A 24,397-nucleotide genomic window follows, 5' to 3' on the forward strand; every position below is an offset into this window, starting at 1 on the left:
GCCGCGCTCACTGCGAGCCGCGGAACCGGGGCCCCTCCACGATCAGCCCGGCCACCAGCGCACCCGACATCCCGGCATGGGGAAGGCCACCACCGGGGTGGGACCAGCCGCCGACCCGGTACAGACCGGGCAGGCGGGTGCTGTTCGACGGGTGCAGGAAACGGCCCTGGCCGGCGGCGAGGGAGGGAGCGGGCACGGACCCGAGGCGTACGCCGGTTTCGCTCTCCGTGTGCTCCGGGGTGCGCACCTCGTGCCACAGCAGGCGCTCTCGCAGCCCGGGTACCGCGGACCCGGCGGCTTCGAGGAGGAAGTCCGTGCAGCGCCGCACCGTGTCCTGCTGCTCCCAGCCGGCCTCCGCGGACACCACGGCGGACAGCACCACGGACTCGTGCGCGTCGTCCGGTCTGAGCGCCGGGTCGTCCGGGCGCAGGACGGTCACCGTGGGACACACGGGCCGGTCCCCGCCGGGCGAGGCCAGGAGGTCCAGCTCGGTCTCGGCGTCCGGGGCGTGGACGACCGTGCGGTGCACGGCCCCGTCCTCGCGCCCGCCGCGCAGGGCCAGCAGGACGGTGAACCGGGTGGCCAGGGGCGACCGCGGGGCGGCCCGGACGTCACCGTCCTCGTCCAGTGGACGCTCGGTCAGCGCCCGCAGCCGCGCCGGATCCACGTCCGCCACGACGTGGTCCGCCTCGGCCACCGTGCTGTCGGCGAGCTCCACGCCCGCCGCCCGGCCGTCCTTCTCCACGACCCCCGTGACCTCGGCACCGAAGACGAACTCGACCTTCCGTTCCAGGCACCGCTCGTACACCGCGCGGGCCAGCTCCCGGATGCCGCCACGGACGTACCAGGTGCCGAAGGCATGCTCCATGTACGGCAGCACGGCGGCGCTCGCCGGAGCGGTCCTTGGATCGAGGCCGTACGCGAGGACCTGGCTGTCCAGCAGGGCCGCCAGCCGCTCGTCGCGCAGCTCCCAGGCGCCGATCTCGGCCGTCGTGCTCGCCCGCCGGGTGCGCAGCAGACGCTTGTGCGGCACGGCCGGATACGGCTCGCGCTCCGCCAGCACCTGCCAGTTCGGCCACAGGGGCTCCTCCAGCAGCGGCCGGCGCGTGCGGTCCCAGGCCTCCCGGGCGCGCACCAGGAAGTCGCCCCAGCGCTGCCCGGCCCCGGCACCCAGCGCCTCGTCCAGCGCCGCGACGACACCCGCGCGCGAGGCGTTCGGCAGGGACACCTGGGAACCGTCGGCGAAGACGTGCCGGGAGGAGGGGTCCACCTGGACCAGCTCGACGCAGTCCTCCAGCGGCTCCTTGCCGGTCTTGAGGAACAGGTCGCGGTAGACCGCGGGCAGCGACAGCAGCCCCGGGCCGGTGTCGAAGGCGAACCCGTCCCGCTCGAAACGGCGCACCGCGCCGCCGTACGTCTCCGTGCGCTCGTACACCGTCACCCGGTGGCCCGCGACGGCCAGCCGGGCAGCCGCCGCCATCGCGCCCATCCCGGCGCCGATCACCGCAATCCGTGCCATGCCTGCGACTCTAGCGATCGCCACCGACCGTCCGGCACGCGGCCCGTCAGGGCACCGGCCGCGGTCCTGGGCACCCGGGCACGTCTGAGTAGCCGTACCTAGGGGGCGAGATGAGTACGCGCACGGATGGGGCGCGACCCGCGGGAACGGCAGAGTGGAGACACGGCAAGAGGCGCGGCCCGGCACCGCCGGCACGGGGCGGCGGAACGGCGCCCGCCTCCTGCGCGGGGGAGTACGGGGGAGTACGAGGGAGCGGAAAGGCGCCGGTCCGATGGCGACCGGCGCCTTTTCCGTGTCCGCCTCCCGGCCTTGTCCGGCCTCTCAGGCCTGTCCGGGGCTTTCAGCCCTTCCCGCTGACCCGGCCCTGGAGCAGCCGGGACAGCGCCGCGTGCACGTCGTCCAGGGAACGCTCCGGCTGGAAGGACTTCCAGTCCAGAGCCGCCACCAGGACCATGCCGACGAGCGCCGCCGCCGTCAGCTGCACGTCGATCTCGTCGCTGAACTCGCCCGCCGACACGCCCTCGCGCAGCACGCCCTCGACCACGGCGACGGCCTGCCGCCGCACCACCGTCAGCGTGGACTGCCAGGCGCGGTTGGTGCGCCACAGCTCGGCCACGTACAGCTGAGTGAAGGCCGGGTAGCGGTCGATGAAGACCAGGCCCGCGCGGACCATCGCGTCCAGGGCGTCGACCTTGGTGCCGCCCGCGCGTGCTGACTCCTCCGCCGCCGCCCGCAGGGAGGCGGTGAGCAGACTCACGCCGTGCCGCAGCAGCTCCTCGAAGAGGACCGACTTGCTCGCGAAGTTGTAGTAGACCGTGCCCTTCGCGACCCCGGCCCGCTCGGCGATCTCGTCCACCGTGGTGGCGGAGAAGCCCTGTTCCGCGATGAGCGTGACCGCCGCCTCGTAGAGCCTCTGCCGGGTGGCCTCACGGCGCGTGCTGCCGCCGGACGTGACGCTGCTGCTTTCCATGGTCCCGATTGTCACAGGTACGCGGGTGTGCGGGACTTGCGGGGGATCACAGGCTCAGCTCCGGCTGCAGCCGGTCCAGCGCCCGCACCTGGCGCCGGGCGGCCGACGCCGTCAGCGCCAGGGCGCCCGCCGTGAAGGCGGCCAGGGTCGGCGACACCGGCCACACCGGCCACACCGGCCACGCCGGCCATGTCGGTCATGTCGGCCACGGCGGCCAGGTGTCGCACCGCCGCCGTCCGCCTCGGCAGCCGGGCCTCGGCCACGGCCGCCGTCCCCTCGACGAACTTGAACTGACTGGTCAGTGCAAAAGCTACCCCGGAACCTTCGATCGAAGCAAAACCCCAGATCAGAACGGATTGTCAGTGCCATACCGCACGATGAGCGCATACGGCACCCGTGCCGTCACCCAGACGACAGGAGGTTCGTCATGGCCAACTCGTCCGCAGCCGCCCACCCGCGGCGCCGCGCCACCGGCCCTGCCCCCTCACTGACCGGCCCGGCGGGCGATGTCCACCCCGTGCTCCGTCGTGCCACGGCCCCGCCCGCCGCCCTCGACCTGCTCGCGAAGGCCCACGCCGGACTGGACGAGGCCGCCACTCTGCACACGCCGAACGAGCGCTATGCGACGGCCCACCTCGCCGCCCTGCGCACCGCCGCCGCCGTGCTCGCCGCCCGCGCGCGCCCCGAGACCTCCCCGCGCCGCCGGGCCCGCATCCGCAGCGCCTGGGAGGTGCTCCCCGAGATCGCCCCCGAGCTGACCGAGTGGAGCGCGCTGTTCGCATCCGGCGCCGCCCGCCGCGCCCGTGCCGAGGCGGGTATCCAGGGCGCGGCCCGGCAGCGGGACGCCGACGACCTCGTCCGGGACGTGGCGATGTTCCTGCGCATCGTGGAGCGGATGCTGCTCCTCCAGCCGGTCCTGCCACAACCCCGTCAGGACACCGGCGGGGCCGGCGTGCCGCCCGGCCCGAGAGCCCGCGGCGGCCTCCCGGACGCGGGCTGACCACCGGGAACCCGGCGCCGAGGTGACCGGGCCGGCGCCGGAGGCAATAGGGTGGAGGTCGCCGCCCGAAAGCTTCTGCCCGCCGAGAGGTCAACTGCCGTGTCGGACCCGATGCGCCCGCCCGTCTCCCACCAGCACACCCACACGGCGTCGCTGCGCTCCGACTCCCCCCGCCCCCGGGCCTCGCTCCGCACCGCCGTGGTGTGGGAGGTCCTCCAGGAAGCCCTCGACCGCCGGGTCAAGGCCACGGGGCGGGAGTCGCTGGACGTGCTCGACACCGGGGGCGGCAGCGGCAACTTCGCCGTTCCTCTCGCCCGGCTCGGCCACCGCGTCACCGTGGTCGACCCCAGCCCCAACGCCCTGTTCGCGCTGGAGCGCCGCGCCGCCGAGGCCGGCGTCGCCGACCGGGTCAAGGGCGTGCAGGGCGACGCCCACGGCCTGTTCGACGTGGTCGAGCGCGGCGGTTACGACGCCGTGCTGTGCCACGGCGTCCTGGAGTACGTGGACGACCCGGCCGAGGGCATCCGCAACGCGGTGGCCGCGCTGCGCCCGGAGGGTGTCCTCAGCCTGCTCGCCGCCGGTCTCGGCGGCGCTGTGCTCGCCCGCGCCCTCGCGGGCCACTTCACGGAGGCCAGGCAGGCCCTGGAGGATCCCGACGGGCGCTGGGGCAGCGGCGACCCGATGCCGCGCCGTTTCACCGCCGAGCAGCTCACCGCGCTGGTCGAGGGCACCGGGCTGGAGGTCGGCGCCGTGCACGGCGTACGCGTCTTCGCCGACCTCGTGCCCGGCGTCCTCGTCGACACCGAGCCCAGTGCCCTCGACGCCCTGCTGAGGCTGGAGGCCGCGGCGGCCGAGCTGCCCGCGTTCCATTCGGTGGCCACCCAGCTCCATGTGCTCGGCGAAAGGCCGGGGACCAGCCGCTGATCAGGGGCTGGGCGGCGGATGGAGTACGCCACAAGACCCCCGATCGAGGGGTTTGCGCCGTATGATCGAGCTACACCGCCCGGCATGACGGGTCGGCCGCCGGGGAATGGAAGCCTCAGCGACCGGGACGGTCATGGCGGAGCCCGGTTGGCCAATTGGCGTAGAGGGGCGGGTTTCACGGGGGCGATTCCCTGCCTATCCTGAAGGGACCCCCCGGGTCGCCCCGGCGACTGCACGATGAGGAGGACTCCGTGCCGCTCTCCGAGCACGAGCAGCGAATGCTTGAGCAGATGGAGCGAGCGCTGTACGCCGAAGACCCCAAGTTCGCGTCGGCGCTCGAGGGAACCGGGCTGCGTACGTACACCCGGCGGCGGGTCTACCAGGCGGTCGCAGGCTTCCTCGTGGGTATCGCGCTCCTGATGGTCGGGGTGATCGCCCAGCAGATCCTGGTGGGCGTGGTGGGCTTCCTCGTCATGCTCGGCTGCGCCGTACTGGCGGTCACCGGCTGGCGCAAGGCGCCCAAGCCGGGCGAGCAGCAGCCAGGCGTCGCTCGCCGCGGATCCAGGCCGAAGCGGTCCATGATGGACCGCATCGAGCAGCGCTGGCAGCGCCGCCGGGACGAGCAGGGCCGCTGACCGCTCCGCGCCACGCCGAGCGGGCCGCACATCCCACAGAACTCGGTGAAGGGTGACCACCAGCCGGTGGTCACCCTTCACCGCTTCCCGGGCCGTGGCGTCACCGCGCGCCTGCGGCAGGGCGCCGCGGGTGGGTACGGCAGGCCGCCCGAGGCGGCTCCGGACGGCGCGACCAGGTACGGTGCGCCGACCCACGTCCGTGTCGCTTCCGTCCAGCCGCAGGCTTCCCGTTCGCGCAGGCTTCCGGTTCACGCAGGCCTGCGGTCCGCAGGTCTCCGGTCCGCGCAGGTGCGCGGGGCGCGCGCCTGAAGGCCCGACGCTGCTGCGCGAGCCCGGCCCGGGCCCTCGGCGGGCAGTGGTGCTTGCCGAACAGCAGGCCGCCGTGATCATGAGCCAAGGCGGGCCGACGGCGTCCGTCGGACAGCTCGCAGGCGAACGGTTCGGCCGAGGAGGGCGTGCCCACGGGCGCACCCCCGGCGCTGCCTCAGCTCTGCTGCCCCGACGGCCTGCGCAGTGTAGGTCCGGCCGCGAAGAGGCGGGCCCTGAGCGCCCACCAGCGGGCCGAGACCGCCCACAGCAGCCGCACCGCCGAGCGCGGCGCGAACAGCGCCCGCAGCCGGGTCCCGGTGCTCACCGTGCCGCGCAGCCCCGCGATCACATGGCGCACGTCCTGCGCCAGGCCCGTCGCCGGGCGCGGCCGAGGCGCGTACAGCACCTGCTCGACCGCGTCCGCCACCCGGTGCACGGCCGCGCCCGCCGCCGGGTCGAGGTGCCCGAGCCGGACGATCCGGGCGGCTGCCTTGCGCGGTGTCTGCGACTCGTCCGGCGGGATGCCGTGGTCCCAGGCGCTGTCCGTCAGCTCCTGCCAGGCGGCCAGGGCGTGGTCCGCCGCGCCCTCCTCGGTCCGGGCGTGCGCGCCCAGCCGCAGCGACCGCACCCGCGCCCGCCACAGCATCGGCGCCAGCGGCAGCCCCAGCAGCGCCAGTACGGCCAGAGCGTCCAGCAGGTACCACCAGGGGCCCGAGCCGCCGCCACCGTGGTGCGGGGCCGCCGCCGCGGACGGGCTTTCACAGGCCTGCAGCTTGCGCAGCCGGGCCGTGCAGCCGTCGTCCGGCGAGGCCTGCGCCGAGGGCGCCGTGGCCGGCCCGTGGGACGGCAGCGTCTGCTCCGGCAGCGAGGTGCCGGGCGTCACCGACTGGGTGTACGACGGCACGGTGCCCCGGGTCGGGGTCGGCTCGAAACGGGTCCAGCCCACCCCCTGGAAGTACAGCTCGGGCCAGGCGTGCGCGTCCTTCAGGTTCACCGAGATCGAGCCGTCCGCCTGCGGCGTGCCGGGTGCGAAGCCCACCGCCACCCGGGCCGGGATGCCGAGCGTGCGGGCCATGGCCGCCATAGCGAAGGAGAAGTGGACGCAGAAGCCCTCCTTCTTCTCCAGGAAGTTCGCGATGGCCTTGGAGCCGTGGCCGACCGCCACCCGGGTGTCGTACCGGAAGCCGCCGTCGACCGAGAACCAGTCCTGCAGCTTGACCGCTTCGTCGTAGTGGCTCGTGGAGCCCGCGGTGACCTGCCTGGCGGTACGGGCCACCACCTTCGGCAGCGAGGACGGCACCTTGGTGTACTCACGCTTCAGGGCCTCGGGCGGCTCCGGCGCAGCGGCCAGCTGCTCGGCGGTCGGCTGCACGTCCAGGCTCGTCACCTGGTAGGTCGTGCCGCGCGTGCTCTGGCCGTGGTCGCCGACGAGCGTCATACCGACCGGCTCGTAGCGCCAGTCGCCGCCGATCCGCACCCGGCTCGGCGGGTACGGCATCGGCAGCCAGTCCTGCGCGTACCAGTCCGCCGCCGAGATCGTCGACGTCACCGTGGTGCGCTTGACGTCCGGGCTCAGACCGGTGGGCATGGGGAGGACCTCCGGCACGCCGACGATGTGCCGCTGGGACGGCTTCCAGGTGGTGCCGTCGAAAGAGTCCAGGGAGACGATCCGCAGATACAGGTCCGAGGTGTCGTTCGTACTGCTCTTCACGGACAACACCTGGCGGTCGTTGTCCACGTTCAGGCTGTCGCGCAGCGACACCAGCGGGTTGACCGCGGAGATCGTGCCTCCGTGGCCGTTGCCCGCTCCCACGCCGGTACGGGTGCCGTCCAGCAGCCCGCCGCTCATCGAGGGCAGGGCGAGCGGCACCACCAGGGCCACACCGAGGGCGACCGCGCCGATCCGGCGTCCCGCGCGCGCCGGGGCCACCGCGCCGCCCACCGCGCCGCCCACCGGCCGGCCCGGGGCGCGGGGCTCACCGCCGAAGATCCGGCCCCACTGCGCGAGCCGGTCCCGGCCCTCGGCGAGCAGCAGCATCAGATAGCCGGCCGCCGCGATCAGGAACCACAGCCAGTCGGCGGCGCCGTCGGACAGCCCGGCGGCCACCGAGTACAGCGCGAGCAGCGGCAGCCCGGCCGGGGCCGCTCCGCGGTAGGTGACCGCGAGCGTGTCCACCAGCAGGTGGATGACCAGGATGCCGCCGATCAGCATCAGCTTGATGCCGTCGGACAGGGGGGCCGGTATCGCGTACTTGCTGACGTCGTCCGAGCCCTGCTGCAACAGGTCGGCCAGGTGCCGGAAGGCGTCCGGCCCGGGGATCAGACCGACGACCGCCTGCTCCCGGGCGAAGGACAGGGTGAGCAGCACCAGGGCGGTCAGGGCCTGCGTGGCCACCGTCAGCGGCCGGGGCAGCGGCACCGCACGGGCCGCCGCGCCGACCCCGGTCTGCACGGCGACCAGCAGGATCGCCTGGAGCAGCCAGGACGGTCGGTCGACCAGGGGCAGCATCGCGCACGAGGCCATCAGCGTGGCCGCGGCGGCGCACAGCGTCAGTCGTGCCCGCCCGCTCATCCCAGTGCCCCCCGGCTCCCCAGTGCCCCCCGGCTCCCCAGTGTGTCCCGGCTCCCCAGTGTCTCCGTGCTTCCCGGTGTGTCCGGGCTCCCCGGTGTCTCCGTGCTTCCCGGTGTGTCCGGGCTCCCCGGTGCCCCCCGGCTCATCCCAGTGCCTCCCCGCTCATGGCCGCCAGGCCCGACCGTACCCGGTCCGCCTGCCGCCACAGATCGTCCAGCGAGGCGGCGCGCGGCACGCTCAGGGCCGTCCAGCCGGCCTCGCGCAGCATGCGCAGCCGCTCCGCGTGCCGGTCTCCCGGACCCGGTACGTCGGTGGCCTCCCGGACCCAGGTGCCGGGATCCAGCACGAAGGCGACGGCGCCACCGCTGCGCCGGCGCATCCGGGCGACCGTCGTGGCCTGCTCCTCGTCCAGATCGCCCAGGAAGGCGATCAGCAGCCCTTCGTTGCCGCCGCGCAGCACGTCGTACGCCCGGGACAGGCCCGTGCCGTCGGAGTGGTCGATCACCGCGAGGGTGTCCATCATCAGCCCGGCCGCGTCCGCGCCCTCCTGGCCGGTGCCCGAGAACCCGTCGGTGCCCCCGCCGGGCAACGCGCTGCCGTCGTCCGTCAGCAGGCGCACCGAGAAGCCCCGCTCGAGCATGTGCGCCAGGACCGAGGCGGTGCCGGAGACGGCCCACTCGAAGGCCGAGTCGGGGCCCGCGCCCGCGTAGGCGACACCCCGGGTGTCGAGCAGCACCGTGCAGTGCGAGCGCCGCGGCTGTTCCTCCCGGCGCACCATCAGCTCGCCGTGGCGCGCGGTGGACCGCCAGTGCACCCGGCGCAGATCGTCGCCGTAGCGGTACCCGCGCGGGATCACGTCGTCCTCGCCCGCCAGGGCCAGCGAGCGCTGCCGTCCGTCGCCGTACCCCTTGGCCTCGCCGCTGAACCGGACCGTGGCCAGCGGCTCCACGCGCGGGATGACGGTCAGAGTGTCGAAGTCCGAGAAGGAGCGGGTCAGTTCGCACATGCCGAACGGATCGGTCAGCCGCAGCTGCAACGGGCCCAGCGGATAGCGGCCCCGCAGGTCGGAGCGGACCCGGTAGGACACCTCGCGGCGCCCGCCAGGCTCCACCCGGTCCAGCACGAAACGAGGGCGTGGCCCGAGGACGTAGGGCACCTGGTCCTGGAGCATCAGCAGACCGGTGGGCAGCCGGGAGACGTTGTCGATCCGCAGGTGCACCCGGGCCTCGCTGCCGGCGGGCACGCGCGCCGGGGAGAGACGGCGGCTGCCGGCCACCCGGTAGCGCGTGCGGTACAGCACCGTCGCGCAGATCAGGGGCAGCGCGGACAGCAGCAGGCCGACCCGCAGCAGATCGCTCTGGCCCAGCACGTACGCGCAGACGGCCGCCGCGATGCCCGCGGCCAGGAAGGACCGTCCGCGGGTGGTCAGCCCCTCCAGAGCCGTGCGGACGGCGCCCGGCCGGCCCCGCTCGGCCTCCGGACGCCCCATGCCCCCGGCGTTCGTCCCCCCGGCGCTCATCACAGGCTCCGCGGCGGCTGCTGCGGATACTCCGGCACGCCCCGGCCGAGGCGGCTGTTCTGCTGGGATGCCGCGGGCACCGGGGTGCGCTGGAGGATCTCCAGCACCACCTGCTCGGCCGTACGGCGGTTCAGCTGGGCCTGGGCGGTGGGCAGCAGCCGATGGGCGAGGACGGCGACGGCGAGCGCCTGGATGTCGTCCGGCAGTGCGTACTCACGGCCGCAGAGTGCGGCGCACGCCTTCGCCGCGCGCAGCAGGTGCAGCGTCGCGCGCGGGGAGGCGCCGAGTCTGAGGTCGGGGTGCGTGCGTGTGGCGGCGACCAGGTCCACGGCGTACCGCCGCACCGGCTCGGCGACGTATACCGCGCGCACCGCCTCGATCAGTTTCACGATCTCGTGGGCGTGCGCCACCGGCTGGAGGTCCTCCAGCGGTGAGACGCCGCCGTGCACGTCCAGCATCTGCAGTTCGGCCTCGACGCTCGGGTAGCCGACGGAGACGCGGGCCATGAAGCGGTCGCGCTGGGCCTCGGGCAGCGGGTAGGTGCCCTCCATCTCGACCGGGTTCTGCGTGGCCACCACCATGAACGGGCTGGGCAGCTCGTAGGTCTGCCCGTCGATGGTGACCTGCCGCTCCTCCATGGACTCCAGCAGCGCGGACTGGGTCTTGGGGGAGGCGCGGTTGATCTCGTCGCCGATCACGATCTGCGCGAAGATCGCGCCCGGCTTGAACTCGAAGTCCCGGCGCTGCTGGTCCCAGATGGACACGCCGGTGATGTCCGAGGGAAGCAGGTCGGGCGTGAACTGGATGCGCCGCACCGAGCAGTCGATGGACCGCGCCAGCGCCTTGGCCAGCATCGTCTTGCCGACGCCGGGAACGTCCTCGATCAGCAGATGGCCCTCGGCGAGCAGCACGGTCAGCGCGAGCCGTACGACCTCGGGCTTGCCCTCGATCACGCCCTCCACCGAACCGCGTACCCGCTCCACCGTCGCGGTCAGATCAGTGAGGCTCGCTCGATCGTCATAGGTCGTCACCGGCCCTCCTCGGCCCCTTCATCCGGGCCGACGCTCTGCGTGCGATACCGGCCCACCCCGAAACACGGGCACCACGCGGAAATGGTTCCGCGTGCTGCCACACCCCGCATTCTTGCTGCCGTTACCGATTCGTGTCACTCGCCTGTGGACAACTGCCCGCAGGATGCCGGTTCCAGGGGTGTCGGGATGGGGTGGGCCCGGTCGTCAGGCCGGGTCGATCTCGCGCAGCAGACCCGTGTGCACGTCGAAGACGAAGCCGCGCACGTCCTGGGTGTGCAGCAGGAACGGCGAGGTCCGCACCCGCTGCATGGACTGGCGCACATCCTGGTCGACGTCCCGGAAGGACTCCACCGCCCAGGCCGGGCGCTGGCCGACCTCCATCTCCAGCTCGTGCCGGAAGTCCTCGGTGAGCGACTCCAGACCACAGCCGGTGTGGTGGATCAGGACGACGCTGCGGGTGCCCAGTGCCCGCTGGCTGATGGTCAGGGAACGGATCACGTCGTCGGTGACCACGCCGCCGGCATTGCGGATGGTGTGGCAGTCGCCCAGCTCCAGACCGAGTGCCGCGTGCAGGTCGAGCCGGGCGTCCATGCACGCCACCACGGCCACGTGCAGCACCGGACGGGCGTCCATGCCGGGGTCGGCGAAGTCCTGGGCGTACCGCTGATTGGCCTCAACGAGGCGGTTCGTCACACTGTCGCCGTTCGCTATGGCGCCTTCGGATCCAGTGGGAACTGCTGCAGAAGTCGTCATACCCATGACGGTACTGGTCACAGGCGGCATCAGTCCGCTGTGAGGGTGGACAAAGAACGTCATCGTGGCTTGTTGTGAGCTAACCCACACGGAGGGCAAACATGGTCCGGATGGGTGAATCCGTTCGAAGTGTGGTTCGCTCCGTGATGCGGTGCGCGACGCGCAGGCCGGTTGATTGACGGCGGGACGGGGTGGACTAAAGTGACGCGAAAGCGGGAGACGAGTCTCTCTCCGCTGCTGAAACCCCCGGAGACCCCGGCACACGCCCGGACCCGTCTCCTCGCGCGCGCGGCGCGTACGTACGGCTCGGGGGACCCGACGGTGCGTACGGCCCGCCGGAACTGAGAGGCCCCTTTGAGCCAGAGTCGACACGTCCCGGTGATGCTCCAGCGGTGCCTGGACCTGCTGGCTCCCGCCCTGGAGCGGCCGGGAGCGGTGGTCGTCGACTGCACCCTCGGCCTCGGCGGGCACAGCGAGGCGCTGCTGGCACGGTTCCCCGAGGCGCGGCTCATCGGCCTGGACCGGGACAAGGAGGCGCTGCGCCTGTCGGGTGAGCGGCTGGCCCCCTACGGCGAGCGCGCCACCCTCGTGCACGCCGTCTACGACGAGCTGCCCGACGTCCTCGACCGGCTCGGCATCGCGCGCGTACAGGGCGTCCTCTTCGACCTCGGGGTCTCCTCCATGCAACTGGACGAGGCCGGCCGCGGCTTCGCCTACGCCCAGGACGCGCCCCTGGACATGCGCATGGACCAGACGGCCGGCATCAGCGCCGCCGAGGTCCTCAACACGTACCCGGCGGGCGAGCTGGTGCGCATCCTGCGCGCCTACGGCGAGGAGAAGCAGGCCAAGCGGATCGTGTCCGCGATCGTGCGCGAGCGTGAGAAGGAGCCGTTCAGCAACAGCGCACGGCTCGTGGAGCTGATCCGCGAGGCGCTGCCACAGGCCGCCAAGCGCACCGGCGGCAACCCGGCCAAGCGCACGTTCCAGGCGCTGCGCATCGAGGTCAACGGCGAGCTGGCCGTGCTCGAGCGGGCCGTCCCGGCCGCCGTGAAGGCCCTCGCCGTCGGCGGTCGCATCGCCGTGCTGTCGTACCACTCGCTCGAGGACCGTCTGGTGAAGCAGGTCTTCGCGGCCGGTGCCGCGTCCACCGCCCCGCCCGGGCTGCCGGTCGTGCCCGAGCGCTACCAGCCCCGGCTCAAGCTGCTCACGCGCGGTGCCGAACTTCCCACCGAGGAGGAGATCGCGGAGAACCGCCGGGCGGCTCCGGCCCGGCTGCGCGGTGCCGAGCGCATCAGGGAGGACGCCGAGTGAGCGAGTCGGGTCCGCCGGACTCACCGGAGGCCATGTGAGCAGGAAACCCGAACTGAGGGGGAGGGCCGCCCGGCTCGCCCGGCTCTTGCCAGCCGGGCGCGCGCGGGCGGCCCGCACCCCGTTCGTCTTCCTCGTCGTCCTGCTGCTCGGCGGCGGCCTCATCGGGCTGCTGGTGCTCAACTCCGCCCTCAGTGAAGGCTCGTTCAAACTCGACGCCCTCCAGAAGCAGACGAAGAACCTCACCGACGAGGAGCAGGCGCTCCAGCGGGACATCGACGCCTACTCGTCCCCCGACGCCCTCCAGCGCCGCGCCCGCGAACTCGGCATGGTCCCCGGCGGCGACCCGGCCTTCCTCGGCCCCGACGGCACCGTCAAGGGCGTCCCCGGCGCCGCCGGCCCCGAATCCGCCGCCTTCAACGCCCCGGTCGCCCCCGAGGCGATGACCCCGGCCACCGGCCGCTCCCCGGCGCCGCCCTCCACGGGCCCCTCCGGCGCTCCGTCCATGCCCCCCTCCACGTCCCCTTCCGCACCCCCCTCCGCGCCGCTCTCCGCGCCCCCGTCCGCGGTGGCCTCCGCGGCTCCCTCGTCGACCTCCTCCGGGGGCCCCTCCGTGGCGCCCTCCACCCCGCCGGTCCGGCCGCACGGCGCCCCCGCCCCGCCGGCCGCGGTGACCGGTCCCCAGTCAGCCCCTCCTCCGACCTCCGGCAGGTGACGGAAGTGTCCGACAGGCAACCGCCGCGCCGTCGTGTGCCCGGACCGGCCAAGCCTCCCCGGCCGCAGGGCGCCGTGCGGCGGCAGCCCGGCCCCGGTGCCCGTCCCGCCCGCCGCCCGGGCGGCACGCGGCCCCCGGCCCAGCGTCCGGACCGGCGCCCCCTGCGGCTCGGCAGCCCCCGGCCCCGGCTGCGCATGGTCGGCTTCGCCCTGGCGCTGGTGCTGCTCGCCTTCGTCGTACGGCTGCTCCAGGTGCAGGCCGTCGACGCCCGCGCATACGCCGCGCGGGCCGAGCAGAACCGCTATGTCGTGCACACCCTGGCCGCCGCACGCGGCGGCATCACCGACCGCAACGGGGTGGCCCTCGCCATCAGCGAGGACGCCTACGACATCACCGCCGACCCGACGATGTTCACGGCCAGACAGCTGAAGATCGACGACGGGCCCGAACAGGCCGCGGCCCTGCTCGCGCCGATCCTCGGCCAGGACCAGTCCACGATCGTCAAGAAGCTCAGGCCCAGGAACAAGAACGCCCGCTACACCCGGCTCGCCGCCCGCCGGACCCCGCAGGTCTGGAAGCAGATCAAGGACCTGAAGTCCGCCCTGACCAAGAAGGCCGCGACGGACCACAACACGGTCAACGTGCTGGCCGGCGTCTTCGCCGACCCCAGCAGCCAGCGCGTGTACCCGAACGGCGACCTCGCCGCCGGGATACTGGGCTGGGTCAACGCCGAGGGCCGGGGTGGCGGCGGCATCGAGCAGGAGCTGGACAAACAGCTCTCCGGCAAGGACGGCAAGATCCGCTACGCCCAGGCCGGCGGGCGCGAGGTGCCCACCGTCGGGTCCACGGAGACACCCGCCGTGCCGGGCTCGGACGTCGAACTCACCATCGACCGCGACATCCAGTGGGCGGCGCAGAACGCCATCACCGAGCAGGTGAAGAAGTCCAGGGCGGACCGCGGCTACGTCATCGTCCAGGACACCCGTACGGGGCAGGTCCTGGCCATGGCCAACTCGCCCGGCTTCGACCCGAACGACCTGTCGAAGGCCGACTCCACGGCCATGGGCAACGCGGCCGTCCAGGACGCCTACGAGCCCGGCTCCACCGCCAAGGTGATGTCCATGGCGGCCGTGCTGGAGGAGAACGCGGCCACCCCGCTCACCCACGTCGTCGTACCCAACCGGCTGCACCGCGGCGACCGGCTCTTCCAGGACGACGTCGACCACATCACCTGGTACCTCACCCTCAACGGCGTGCTCGCCAGGTCCAGCAACATCGGCACCATCCTCGCCGCCGGCCAGCTGGGCAGGACCCAGCCCGAGGCCAACCGGGTCCTCTACTCGTACCTGCACAAGTTCGGCATCGGCAGGTACACCGGGCTCGGCTTCCCCGGCGAGACGCCGGGCATCCTCGCCCCCGCCGCCAAGTGGTCGACCTCGCAGCAGTACACGATTCCTTTCGGCCAGGGTTTCTCCATCAACGCCATGCAGGCCGCCTCCGTGTACTCGACCATCGCCAACGGCGGCGTGCGCGTCGAGCCGACGCTGGTGCGCGGCACCAAGGGTGCCGACGGGCGCTTCACCCCCGCGCCGAAGCCCGAGCGGACGCGCGTCGTCAGCGAGAAGACCGCGAAGGCCCTCGCGCAGATGCTGGAGTCCGTCGTGGACGACGAGCACGGCACCGGCATCAAGGCCCGCATCCCCGGCTACCGGGTCGCGGGCAAGACCGGCACGGCCAACCGTGTGGATCCGGCCACCGGCAAGTACCACGGCTACACGTCGTCGTTCGCCGGGTTCGCCCCTGCGGACAACCCCCGCATCACCGTCTACTGCGCCATCCAGAACGCCACCTCCGGCAACTACTTCGGGGGCCAGATCTGCGGTCCGATCTACAAGCAGGTGATGGAGTTCGCCCTGAAGACCCTGCAGATCCCGCCGACCGGCGCGAAGGCGGCGAACCTGCCCGTCGACTACAAGCCCTGACCAGCCCCGGTCCAAGGCCCGGCACCACGGAAGACCACCAGGAAGCAAGTCGTGACAACGATCACCCCCGATCCCGGGAACCAGTCCGGGAACCACAGCACCCCAGGGGGCTCACTTCGCTCCGGAGCGGGTGCGCCCGGTACGCTCACCGCCGTGCCACACGCTGATCAGTACCAAACCACCCAGAAGGGCGCTTCCGTGACATACCCGGGACCGCCGCGACCGGTTCAGGCCCCCGCCACACCCCTCGCGGAGCTGGCCGATCAGCTGGGTGTCGCCGCCGAGAACACCAGCGCCCGGGTCACGGGGATCACCCACGACTCGCGTGCCGTGCGCCCCGGCGACCTCTACGCCGCCCTCCCCGGCGCCCGCCTGCACGGCGCCGACTTCGTCACCCAGGCCGCCGGCCTCGGCGCCGTCGCCGTGCTGACCGACCCGACGGGGGCCGAACGCGCCGCCGCGACCGGACTGCCGGTCCTGGTCGTGGACGACCCACGCGCCCGGATGGGCGAGCTGGCGGCGACGATCTACGGCCACCCGGGCCGCGACCTGCTCCAGATCGGCATCACCGGCACCTCCGGCAAGACCACCACCGCCTACCTGGTCGAGGGCGGGCTCAGGACCACCCGCCGCACCGGGCTCATCGGCACCGTCGAGATGCGCATCGGCGACGAGCGCATCAAGTCCGAGCGCACCACCCCCGAGGCCACCGACCTGCAGGCCCTCTTCGCCGTCATGCGTGAACGCGGCGTCGAGGCGGTCGCCATGGAGGTCTCCAGCCACGCCCTGGTCCTCGGCCGGGTCGACGGCTGCGTCTTCGACATCGCCGTCTTCTCCAACCTCAGCCCGGAGCACATGGAGTTCCACTCCGGCATGGAGGACTACTTCCAGGCCAAGGCGGAGCTGTTCACACCGAGACGCAGCAGACTCGGGGTGATCAACCTCGACGACGAGTACGGCCGCCGGCTCGCCGGGGAGGCGACCGTCCCGGTCGTCACCTTCTCCGCCGAGGGCCACCCCGACGCCGACTGGCGCGCCGCCGACGTCCAGGTCGGCCCCATGGACTCGACGTTCACCGTCCTCGGCCCCCAGGGCGAGCGGATCCGCGCCAGGTCGCCGCTGCCCGGCCCGTTCAACGTGGCGAACACCCTCGCCGCCGTCGTCGCCCTCGCCGCGGCCGGTCTCGACCCCCAGGCCGCCGCCGACGGCATCGCCGCCGTACCGGGCGTGCCCGGCCGGCTGGAGCGCGTCGACGTCGGCCAGCCCTACCTCGCGGTGGTCGACTACGCGCACAAGACCGACGCCGTCGAGTCGGTGCTCAGGGCGCTGCGCAAAGTCACCAAGGGCCGGCTGCACGTCGTCCTCGGCTGCGGCGGCGACCGCGACCGGACCAAGCGCGGCCCGATGGGCGCCGCCGTGGCCCGGCTCGCCGACACGGCCGTACTGACCTCCGACAACCCCCGCTCCGAGGACCCCCTCGCGATCCTCGCCGCCATGCTCCAGGGCGCGGCCTGCGTGCCCGTGCACGAGCGCGGCGAGGTGCTCCTCTTCGAGGACCGGGCCGCCGCGATCGCCGCCGCCGTGGGCCGCGCCCAGGCCGGCGACACCGTGCTGGTCGCGGGCAAGGGCCACGAGCAGGGCCAGGACATCGCCGGCGTGGTCCGTCCCTTCGACGACCGCCAGGTGCTTCGCGAAGCTATCCAGAAGACCCAGGGATGAACTTGTGATCGCCCTCTCCCTCGCCGAGATCGCAGCAGTCGTCGGCGGGCAGACGCACGACATACCGGATCCGTCCGCCCAGGTCACCGGACCGGTCGTCCGGGACTCCCGCGAGGTGGTGCCCGGCAGCCTCTTCGCCGCCTTCGTCGGTGAGCGCGTGGACGGCCACGACTACGCCGCCGCGGTCGTCGAGGCGGGCGCGGTCGCCGTCCTCGCCTCCCGGCCCGTGGGCGTGCCCGCGATCGTCGTGGACGACGTCCAGGACGCCCTCGGCGCGCTCGCCCGGGACGTCGTACGCCGGCTCGGCGCGACCCTCGTCGCCCTGACCGGTTCCGCGGGCAAGACCAGCACCAAGGACCTCCTCGCCCAGGTGCTCCGGCGCAAGGCGCCGACCGTCTTCACGCCCGGCTCGCTCAACAACGAGATCGGGCTGCCGCTGACCGCCCTGTCCGCCACCGAGGAGACCGAGTTCCTCGTGCTGGAGATGGGCGCCCGCGGCATCGGGCACATCCGCTACCTCACCGGCCTCACCCCGCCGAGGATCGGCCTCGTGCTCAACGTCGGCAGCGCCCACATCGGCGAGTTCGGCGGCCGGGAGCAGATCGCCCAGGCGAAGGGCGAACTGGTCGAGGCCCTGCCTGCCCAGGACGAGGGCGGGGCGGCGATCCTCAACGCCGACGACCCGCTGGTGCGGGCCATGGCCTCGCGTACCAAGGCGAAGGTGGTCCTTTTCGGAGAGTCGGCCGAAGCGGACGTACGCGCCGAGAACGTGCGACTCACGGACAGCGGACAGCCCGCATTCAGGCTTCACACACCCTCCGGTGCATGCGATGTGACCATGCGCCTGTACGGTGAGCACCACGTGTCGAACGCGCTCGCCGCAGCCGCCGTCGCCCATGAGCTGGGTATGTCCGTAAGCGAGATCGCCACCGCGCTCTCCGAGGCGGGCTCCCTCTCCCGCTGGCGCATGGAGGTCACCGAGCGCCCGGACGGCGTGACCATCGTCAACGACGCCTACAACGCCAACCCCGAGTCCATGCGGGCCGCTCTCAGGGCGCTCGCGGCCATGGGCAAGGGGCGCCGCACGTGGGCGGTGCTCGGCAAGATGGCCGAGCTGGGGGACGAGGCGCTCGCCGAGCACGACGCCGTCGGACGGCTCGCCGTCCGGCTCAACGTCAGCAAGCTCGTCGCGGTCGGGGGGATCGAGGCCTCCTGGCTGCAACTGGGCGCATATAACGAGGGTTCGTGGGGTGAGGAGTCGGTGCACGTGTCCGACGCACAGGCGGCGGTCGACCTGTTGCGCAGAGAATTGCGTCCGGGAGACGTCGTACTCGTGAAGGCGTCCCGTTCGGTGGGTCTCGAGAGCGTTGCCCAGGCTCTGGTCGACGGCGGTGCCGAGGGTGAGGTTGCCGCCCGATGATGAAGCAGATCCTGTTCTCAGGAGTCATTGGCCTCTTCCTGACGCTGGTCGGCACCCCGCTGCTGATCAAGCTCCTCGCCCGCAAGGGCTACGGCCAGTACATCCGTGACGACGGTCCGCGCGAGCACGCCAGCAAGCGCGGTACGCCCACCATGGGCGGTATCGCCTTCATCCTGGCGACGATCGCCGCGTACTTCCTGAGCAAGCTCATCACCGGCTACCCCCCGACCTACTCCGGACTGCTGGTCCTCGGCCTGATGTTCGGCATGGGCCTGGTCGGCTTCCTGGACGACTACATCAAGATCGTCAAGCGGCGCTCGCTGGGCCTGCGGGCGAAGGCGAAGATGGCCGGCCAGCTGATCGTCGGCATCGCCTTCGCGGTGCTGTCGCTGATGTTCTCCGACGCCCGCGGCAACACCCCGGCCTCCACCAAGCTGTCGTTCATCACCGACTTCGGCTGGTCGATCGGCCCCGTGCTGTTCGTGATCTGGGCGCTGTTCATGATCCTCGCGATGTCGAACGGCGTGAACCTCACCGACGGTCTGGACGGCCTCGCCACCGGCGCCTCCGTCCTCGTCTTCGGCGCCTACACGTTCATCGGCGTCTGGCAGTTCCAGGAGTCCTGCGCCAACGCGCAGACCCTGACCAACCCGGGTGCCTGCTACGAGGTGCGCGACCCTCTCGACCTCGCCGTGGTCGCCTCCGCGCTGATGGGCGCCTGCCTGGGCTTCCTTTGGTGGAACACCTCGCCCGCGAAGATCTTCATGGGCGACACCGGCTCGCTCGCCCTCGGCGGTGTCCTCACCGGCCTGGCCATCCTCTCCCGCACGGAGCTGCTGGTGGCCATCATGGGCGGCCTGTTCGTCCTCATCACCATGTCGGTCGTCATCCAGGTCGGCTCGTTCCGGCTCACCGGCAAGCGCGTCTTCCGGATGGCACCCCTCCAGCACCACTTCGAACTCAAGGGCTGGTCCGAAGTGCTCGTGGTGGTCCGTTTCTGGATCATCCAGGGCATCTGTGTCATCGTCGGACTGGGCCTCTTCTACGCGGGATGGGCAGCGGACAAGTGACCTCCTCGGTGCCCACTGGGCCTTCTGAGTTCCAGGGCAAGCACGTGACCGTCGCCGGGCTCGGTGTCTCCGGCGTCCCGGCGGCCAAGGTGCTGCACGCACGCGGCGCGATCGTCACGGTCGTCAACGACGGCGACGACGCCCGCGCCCGCGAGCAGGCCGCTCAGCTGGAGGCGCTCGGCATCACCGTGCGCCTGGGCGACGGGGCAACCCTGCCGGAGGGCACCGAGCTGATCGTCACCGCGCCCGGCTGGAAGCCGGACAAGCCGCTGTTCCTCGCGGCCGAGCAGGCGGGCGTGCCCGTCTGGGGCGACGTCGAGCTGGCCTGGCGCCTGCGCGGCCTGGACGGCAGAAAGGCAGCCCCCTGGCTCGCCGTGACCGGCACCAACGGCAAGACGACGACCGTGCAGATGCTCGCGTCGATCCTGAAGGCGGCCGGGCTGCGCACCGCCGCGGTCGGCAACATCGGCGTCTCGCTGCTGGACGCGGTCCTCGGCAACGGGGAGTACGGCGATCTCGACGTACTCGCCGTGGAGCTGTCCAGCTACCAGCTCCACTGGGCGCCCTCCCTGCGCGCCCACTCCGCGGCCGTCCTCAACCTCGCCCCCGACCACCTCGACTGGCACGGCTCCATGGAGGCCTACGCCGCCGACAAGGGCCGTATCTACGAAGGCAATCGGGTCGCCTGCGTCTACAACGTGGCGGACAAGGCCACCGAGGACCTGGTGCGCGAGGCGGACGTCGAAGAGGGCTGCCGTGCGATCGGGTTCACCCTCGGTGCGCCCGGGCCCTCCCAACTCGGCGTCGTGGACGGCATCCTGGTCGACCGCGCCTTCGTGGAGAACCGGCACAAGAACGCGCAGGAGCTGGCCGAGGTCGCCGACGTCAACCCGCCGGCCCCGCACAACATCGCCAACGCCCTTGCCGCCGCGGCCCTCGCCCGCGCCTTCGGGGTGCCCCCCACGGCCGTGCGCGACGGTCTGCGGGCCTTCCGCCCGGACGCCCACCGCATCGCGCACGTCGCCGACATCGACGGCGTCGCCTACGTGGACGACTCCAAGGCGACCAACACCCATGCGGCGGAAGCCTCGTTGGCGGCATATGAACCGATCGTATGGATCGCGGGCGGTCTCGCGAAGGGTGCCGTCTTCGACGAACTGGTCGCCAGGTCGGCACAGCGGCTTCGCGGCGCGGTCCTGATCGGCGCCGACCGCGCGCTGATCCGCGAGGCCCTCGCGCGACACGCCCCGGAAGTACCCGTGGTCGACCTCGACCGGACCGACACTGGGGCGATGCTTCAGGCGGTGACGGAGGCGAAGCGGCTGGCACAGCCCGGCGACACGGTGCTGCTGGCCCCGGCCTGCGCCTCCATGGACATGTTCACCAATTACAACCAGCGCGGTGACGCGTTCGCGGCGGCGGTCCGCGAACTCGGAGCCTGACCCGGCCGCCTGCCGGGCGGATTGTGGGAGGGACGCGTGGGACGGTCGGCGTTCAGTGGAGGCGTTGATGTCCGGTAGCCGTACGGGCCGTCCGCCGGTCCAGCGGGCCGTCCGGCGGCCCGTCGTTCCCCGTCCCCCGGGCGACAACCCCGTACGACGGCTGTACACGCGGGCGCGCAGGGCCTGGGACCGGCCGTTGACCGCCTACTACCTGATCCTCGGCGGCAGTCTGCTGATCATCGTGCTCGGCCTGGTGATGGTCTACTCGGCCTCCCAGATCACCGCGCTCCAGCTCGCGCTGCCCGGGTCGTACTTCTTCCGCAAGCAGTTCCTCGCCGCGCTCATCGGTGGCGCACTGCTGTTCGCGGCCTCACGCATGCCGGTGAAACTGCACCGGGCGCTGGCCTACCCGATCCTCGCCGGTGCCGTGTTCCTGATGGCCCTGGTGCAGGTGCCGGGGATAGGGATGGCGGTCAACGGCAACCAGAACTGGATCTCCCTCGGCGGCTCCTTCCAGATCCAGCCCAGCGAGTTCGGCAAGCTCGCCCTGGTGCTGTGGGGCGCGGACCTGATGGCCCGCAAGCAGGAGAAGAGGCTGCTGACCCAGTGGAAGCACATGCTGGTGCCACTGGTGCCGGTCGCCTTCATGCTGCTCGGGCTCATCATGCTCGGCGGGGACATGGGCACCGCGATCATTCTCACAGCGATCCTGTTCGGCCTGCTGTGGCTGGCCGGCGCCCCGACCAGGCTGTTCGCCGGCGTGCTGTCCATCGCCGCGGTGATCGGCGTGATCCTGATCAAGACCAGCCCCAACCGGATGGCCCGGCTCGCCTGCATCGGCGCCACCCGGCCCAGGACCGGCGTCGCCGACTGCTGGCAGGCCGTACACGGCATCTACGCCCTCGCCTCCGGCGGACTCTTCGGCTCCGGCCTCGGTGCGAGTGTGGAAAAATGGGGCCAACTCCCGGAAGCCCACACCGACTTCATCTTCGCCGTCACCGGTGAGGAACTGGGGCTGGCCGGGACACTGTCGGTGCTCGCCCTGTTCGCGGCTCTAGGCTATGCGGGTATCCGCGTGGCCGGACGCACGGAGGACCCCTTCGTGAGGTACGCCGCGGGAGGTGTGACCACCTGGATCACCGCCCAGGCGGTGATCAACATCGGTGCGGTGCTCGGCCTGTTGCCGATCGCCGGCGTCCCCCTCCCGCTGTTCTCCTACGGAGGGTCCGCCCTGCTGCCGACCATGTTCGCCATCGGGCTGCTGATCGCCTTCGCGCGCGACGAGCCCGCTGCGCGGGCGGCGCTTGCGATGCGGCAACCTCGCTTTGGTAGAAAGCGGGCGGGAGACCCAGCGCCTGTCGGAAGGCCGGCCGGAGCTCCTCGGAGATGGAACACGATGCGACGGCGTGCCTCGGCGGCGCGTACGTCCGGAGAGCGGTGAATTTCGGTGCATGTCGTACTCGCCGGCGGAGGAACCGCGGGCCACATCGAGCCCGCGCTCGCCCTCGCGGACGCCCTGCGCAGGCAGGACCCGACCGTGGGGATCACGGCCCTGGGCACGGAGCGGGGACTGGAGACCCGGCTCGTTCCGGAGCGCGGCTACGAGCTGGCGCTGATCCCGGCGGTGCCGCTGCCCCGCAAGCCCACGCCGGAGCTGATCACCGTCCCGGGCCGGCTGCGCGGCACGATCAAGGCCGCCGAGCAGATCCTGGAGCGCACCAAGGCCGACGTCGTGGTGGGCTTCGGCGGTTATGTCGCCCTGCCCGGCTACCTGGCCGCCAAGCGGCGCGGCGTGCCCATCGTGATCCACGAGGCCAACGCGCGCCCCGGTCTGGCCAACAAGATCGGCTCGCGGTACGCCGCCCGGGTCGCCGTCTCCACTCCGGACAGCAAGCTGCGCGACGCCCGCTACATCGGCATCCCGCTGCGTCGCTCCATCGCCACCCTGGACCGTGCCGCCGCCCGCCCCGAGGCCCGCGCCCGCTTCGGCCTCGACCCCAACCTGCCCACGCTGCTCGTCTCCGGCGGCTCCCAGGGCGCCCGCCGCCTCAACGAGGTCGTCCAGCAGGTCGCGCCGTGGCTGCAGCAGGCCGGCATCCAGATCCTGCACGCGGTCGGCCCGAAGAACGAACTGCCGCAGGTGCAGCAGATGCCGGGAATGCCCCCGTACATCCCGGTAAGTTACCTGGACCGGATGGACCTCGCGTACGCCGCGGCCGACATGATGCTCTGCCGTGCGGGCGCGATGACCGTCGCCGAACTCTCCGCCGTCGGACTCCCGGCCGCCTACGTGCCGCTGCCCATCGGCAACGGTGAACAGCGGCTCAACGCACAGCCGGTGGTGAAGGCGGGCGGCGGACTCCTCGTCGACGACGCGGAACTCACGCCCGAGTGGGTGCAGCAGAACGTCCTGCCTGTGCTCGCCGACCCGCACCGCCTGTACGAGATGTCCCGCGCGGCAAGCGAGTTCGGCCGCCGGGACGCCGACGAACTGCTCGTCGGCATGGTGTACGAGGCGATCGCCTCGCGCCGTTAGGACCGTATGACGAAAGGGCAGTGAGCGTGGCCGGACCGACGACCGCCGAGCGCGGAGAACGCCAGCAGGAGTCGTCCGGCCCGCCGCCCGTCCGCCGGTGGGCCGGGCTCCGCCTTCGCACGACCGCCCTCGTGGCCGCGGCCCTGGTGCTCCTCGGGGCCGGTTCCGTCTGGGTGTTGTACGGATCGGAGTGGCTGCGTGTGCGGCACGTGTCGGTGTCGGGCGTGCGCGTGCTGACCCCCGCCGAGGTGCGCGAGGCCGCCGCCGTACCCGTCGGGTCGCCGCTGGTCTCCGTCGACACGGATGCCATCGAAGCCCGACTTCGCCGGAGATTGCCCCGAATTGACACCGTTGACGTGGTCCGTTCCTGGCCTCATGGGATCGGTCTGGAAGTGACCGAGCGAACTCCGGTACTGCTTGTCCGAAAAGGGCGGAACTTCATCGAAGTGGACAGGGAAGGTGTCCGGTTCGCCACGGTTCCGCACGCGCCGAAAGGTGTTCCGGCGCTGGAACTGACCGCTTCCCGGTCGGGGCCCGGCGCGGCGAGCTTCCGGCGCTTCGGCGCCGGCCGACTCGTGCGCGAGGCGGTCCGGGTCGCGGGCGACCTGCCGGCCGCCGTCGCACGGGACACCCGGAGCGTCCAAGTCCGTTCATACGACGACATCTCGCTGGAGTTGAGCGGCAACCGCACGATCGCGTGGGGCAGCAGCGAGGGCGGCGGCGTCAAGGCGCGGGCCCTCACAGCACTCATGAAAGCAGCTCCCGGCGCGCGGCACTTCGACGTCAGTGTCCCCACCGCCCCGGCGTCAGCGGGGAGTTGACGCACATCAGCGCAGGCCAGCACCCTGGTTGGGCATGCCTATGGCTGATCACATAGGGTGAAAAGAAAAACGGGAGGTTCGGCGTGTTCGTTGAACGGGCGCCACTTGTCGACTTAGTGTCAGGTTCAGAAGACTCCAAGGAACAGACACAC

At 72.3% G+C, this 24,397-nt stretch carries 19 protein-coding genes; 13 read left to right on the forward strand and 6 right to left on the reverse strand.

All coding sequences use genetic code 11. The annotated features are described in order from the left end of the window. Nucleotides 1-7: 7 nt before the first annotated feature. Together K7G59_RS07025 and K7G59_RS07030 are read right to left on the reverse strand one after the other, a co-directional pair. On the reverse strand, nucleotides 8-1,519 hold the full coding sequence (locus tag K7G59_RS07025) for an NAD(P)/FAD-dependent oxidoreductase (RefSeq protein ID WP_225831191.1): 1,512 nt from the start codon (nucleotides 1,517-1,519) through the stop codon (nucleotides 8-10). A gap of 340 nt (nucleotides 1,520-1,859) precedes the next feature. Then, the gene (locus tag K7G59_RS07030; protein WP_225831193.1) at nucleotides 1,860-2,489 is read right to left on the reverse strand and encodes a TetR/AcrR family transcriptional regulator; all 630 of its coding nucleotides are present in this window, start codon (nucleotides 2,487-2,489) and stop codon (nucleotides 1,860-1,862) included. 427 nt (nucleotides 2,490-2,916) lie between these two features. Between K7G59_RS07030 and K7G59_RS07035 the strand changes: the two genes are divergently transcribed. The 3 genes from K7G59_RS07035 to K7G59_RS07045 all read left to right on the forward strand — a co-directional run bounded on the left by K7G59_RS07035 (nucleotide 2,917) and on the right by K7G59_RS07045 (nucleotide 5,048). Continuing rightward, a complete protein-coding gene (locus K7G59_RS07035; protein ID WP_225831195.1) occupies nucleotides 2,917-3,489 on the forward strand; it encodes an SAV_6107 family HEPN domain-containing protein in 573 nt (190 codons plus the stop codon). A 99-nt stretch (nucleotides 3,490-3,588) separates the two neighbouring features. After that, nucleotides 3,589-4,413, forward strand: a complete 825-nt coding sequence (locus K7G59_RS07040) for a methyltransferase (RefSeq protein ID WP_225831197.1) — start codon at nucleotides 3,589-3,591, stop codon at nucleotides 4,411-4,413. A gap of 251 nt (nucleotides 4,414-4,664) precedes the next feature. Continuing rightward, entirely contained in the window at nucleotides 4,665-5,048 is a 384-nt protein-coding gene (locus K7G59_RS07045; RefSeq protein ID WP_225831199.1) for a DUF3040 domain-containing protein, read from the forward strand. A gap of 484 nt (nucleotides 5,049-5,532) precedes the next feature. On the opposite strand, the gene K7G59_RS07050 is transcribed toward K7G59_RS07045, so the two are convergent. The 4 genes from K7G59_RS07050 to K7G59_RS07065 form a co-directional block, all read right to left on the reverse strand. Then, nucleotides 5,533-7,929, reverse strand: coding sequence for a DUF3488 and transglutaminase-like domain-containing protein (locus tag K7G59_RS07050; RefSeq protein ID WP_225831201.1), 2,397 nt, complete (start codon nucleotides 7,927-7,929; stop codon nucleotides 5,533-5,535). A gap of 142 nt (nucleotides 7,930-8,071) precedes the next feature. Continuing rightward, on the reverse strand, nucleotides 8,072-9,448 hold the full coding sequence (locus K7G59_RS07055; RefSeq protein WP_225831203.1) for a DUF58 domain-containing protein: 1,377 nt from the start codon (nucleotides 9,446-9,448) through the stop codon (nucleotides 8,072-8,074). Further along, nucleotides 9,448-10,479, reverse strand: coding sequence for a MoxR family ATPase (locus K7G59_RS07060; protein ID WP_225831205.1), 1,032 nt, complete (start codon nucleotides 10,477-10,479; stop codon nucleotides 9,448-9,450). Before K7G59_RS07060 ends, K7G59_RS07055 begins: the two co-directional genes overlap by 1 nt. 204 nt (nucleotides 10,480-10,683) lie before the next feature. Continuing rightward, nucleotides 10,684-11,232 (reverse strand): carbonic anhydrase, encoded by a 549-nt coding sequence (locus K7G59_RS07065; protein WP_225831208.1) that lies wholly within the window; start codon nucleotides 11,230-11,232, stop codon nucleotides 10,684-10,686. Nucleotides 11,233-11,586: 354 nt separating this feature from the next. Here K7G59_RS07065 and rsmH point away from each other — a divergent pair, with 354 nt between their 5' ends. The 10 genes from rsmH (at nucleotide 11,587) to K7G59_RS07115 (ending at nucleotide 24,245) form a co-directional block, all read left to right on the forward strand. Further along, nucleotides 11,587-12,543, forward strand: a complete 957-nt coding sequence (gene rsmH, locus K7G59_RS07070) for a 16S rRNA (cytosine(1402)-N(4))-methyltransferase RsmH (protein ID WP_225831210.1) — start codon at nucleotides 11,587-11,589, stop codon at nucleotides 12,541-12,543. Between the two features lie 34 nt (nucleotides 12,544-12,577). Continuing rightward, complete coding sequence (locus K7G59_RS07075) at nucleotides 12,578-13,255, forward strand: septum formation initiator family protein (RefSeq protein ID WP_225831212.1); 678 nt, start codon at nucleotides 12,578-12,580, stop codon at nucleotides 13,253-13,255. Nucleotides 13,256-13,260: 5 nt separating this feature from the next. Further along, nucleotides 13,261-15,237, forward strand: coding sequence for a penicillin-binding transpeptidase domain-containing protein (locus K7G59_RS07080; protein ID WP_308294999.1), 1,977 nt, complete (start codon nucleotides 13,261-13,263; stop codon nucleotides 15,235-15,237). 198 nt (nucleotides 15,238-15,435) lie between these two features. Beyond that, entirely contained in the window at nucleotides 15,436-16,956 is a 1,521-nt protein-coding gene (locus K7G59_RS07085; protein WP_225831215.1) for a UDP-N-acetylmuramoyl-L-alanyl-D-glutamate--2,6-diaminopimelate ligase, read from the forward strand. A 4-nt stretch (nucleotides 16,957-16,960) separates the two neighbouring features. Next, on the forward strand, nucleotides 16,961-18,376 hold the full coding sequence (gene murF, locus K7G59_RS07090) for a UDP-N-acetylmuramoyl-tripeptide--D-alanyl-D-alanine ligase (RefSeq protein WP_225831217.1): 1,416 nt from the start codon (nucleotides 16,961-16,963) through the stop codon (nucleotides 18,374-18,376). Next, a complete protein-coding gene (gene mraY / locus K7G59_RS07095) occupies nucleotides 18,376-19,446 on the forward strand; it encodes a phospho-N-acetylmuramoyl-pentapeptide-transferase (RefSeq protein ID WP_225831525.1) in 1,071 nt (356 codons plus the stop codon). The genes murF and mraY overlap by 1 nt, the downstream gene beginning before the upstream one ends. Beyond that, nucleotides 19,428-20,888: a UDP-N-acetylmuramoyl-L-alanine--D-glutamate ligase gene (gene murD, locus K7G59_RS07100; RefSeq protein WP_225831219.1), complete on the forward strand. Its 1,461-nt coding sequence runs from the start codon at nucleotides 19,428-19,430 to the stop codon at nucleotides 20,886-20,888. Before mraY ends, murD begins: the two co-directional genes overlap by 19 nt. Nucleotides 20,889-20,955: 67 nt before the next feature. Beyond that, complete coding sequence (ftsW, locus tag K7G59_RS07105) at nucleotides 20,956-22,329, forward strand: putative lipid II flippase FtsW (protein ID WP_225831221.1); 1,374 nt, start codon at nucleotides 20,956-20,958, stop codon at nucleotides 22,327-22,329. Between the two features lie 6 nt (nucleotides 22,330-22,335). Continuing rightward, nucleotides 22,336-23,424, forward strand: a complete 1,089-nt coding sequence (murG, locus tag K7G59_RS07110) for an undecaprenyldiphospho-muramoylpentapeptide beta-N-acetylglucosaminyltransferase (RefSeq protein ID WP_225831223.1) — start codon at nucleotides 22,336-22,338, stop codon at nucleotides 23,422-23,424. A 26-nt stretch (nucleotides 23,425-23,450) separates the two neighbouring features. Continuing rightward, nucleotides 23,451-24,245, forward strand: a complete 795-nt coding sequence (locus K7G59_RS07115; RefSeq protein WP_225831224.1) for an FtsQ-type POTRA domain-containing protein — start codon at nucleotides 23,451-23,453, stop codon at nucleotides 24,243-24,245. The last annotated feature ends 152 nt before the right edge of the window (nucleotides 24,246-24,397 follow it).

Origin of the sequence: Streptomyces sp. NK08204 (genome assembly GCF_020400585.1) — a bacterium.
Lineage (GTDB): Bacteria > Actinomycetota > Actinomycetes > Streptomycetales > Streptomycetaceae > Streptomyces.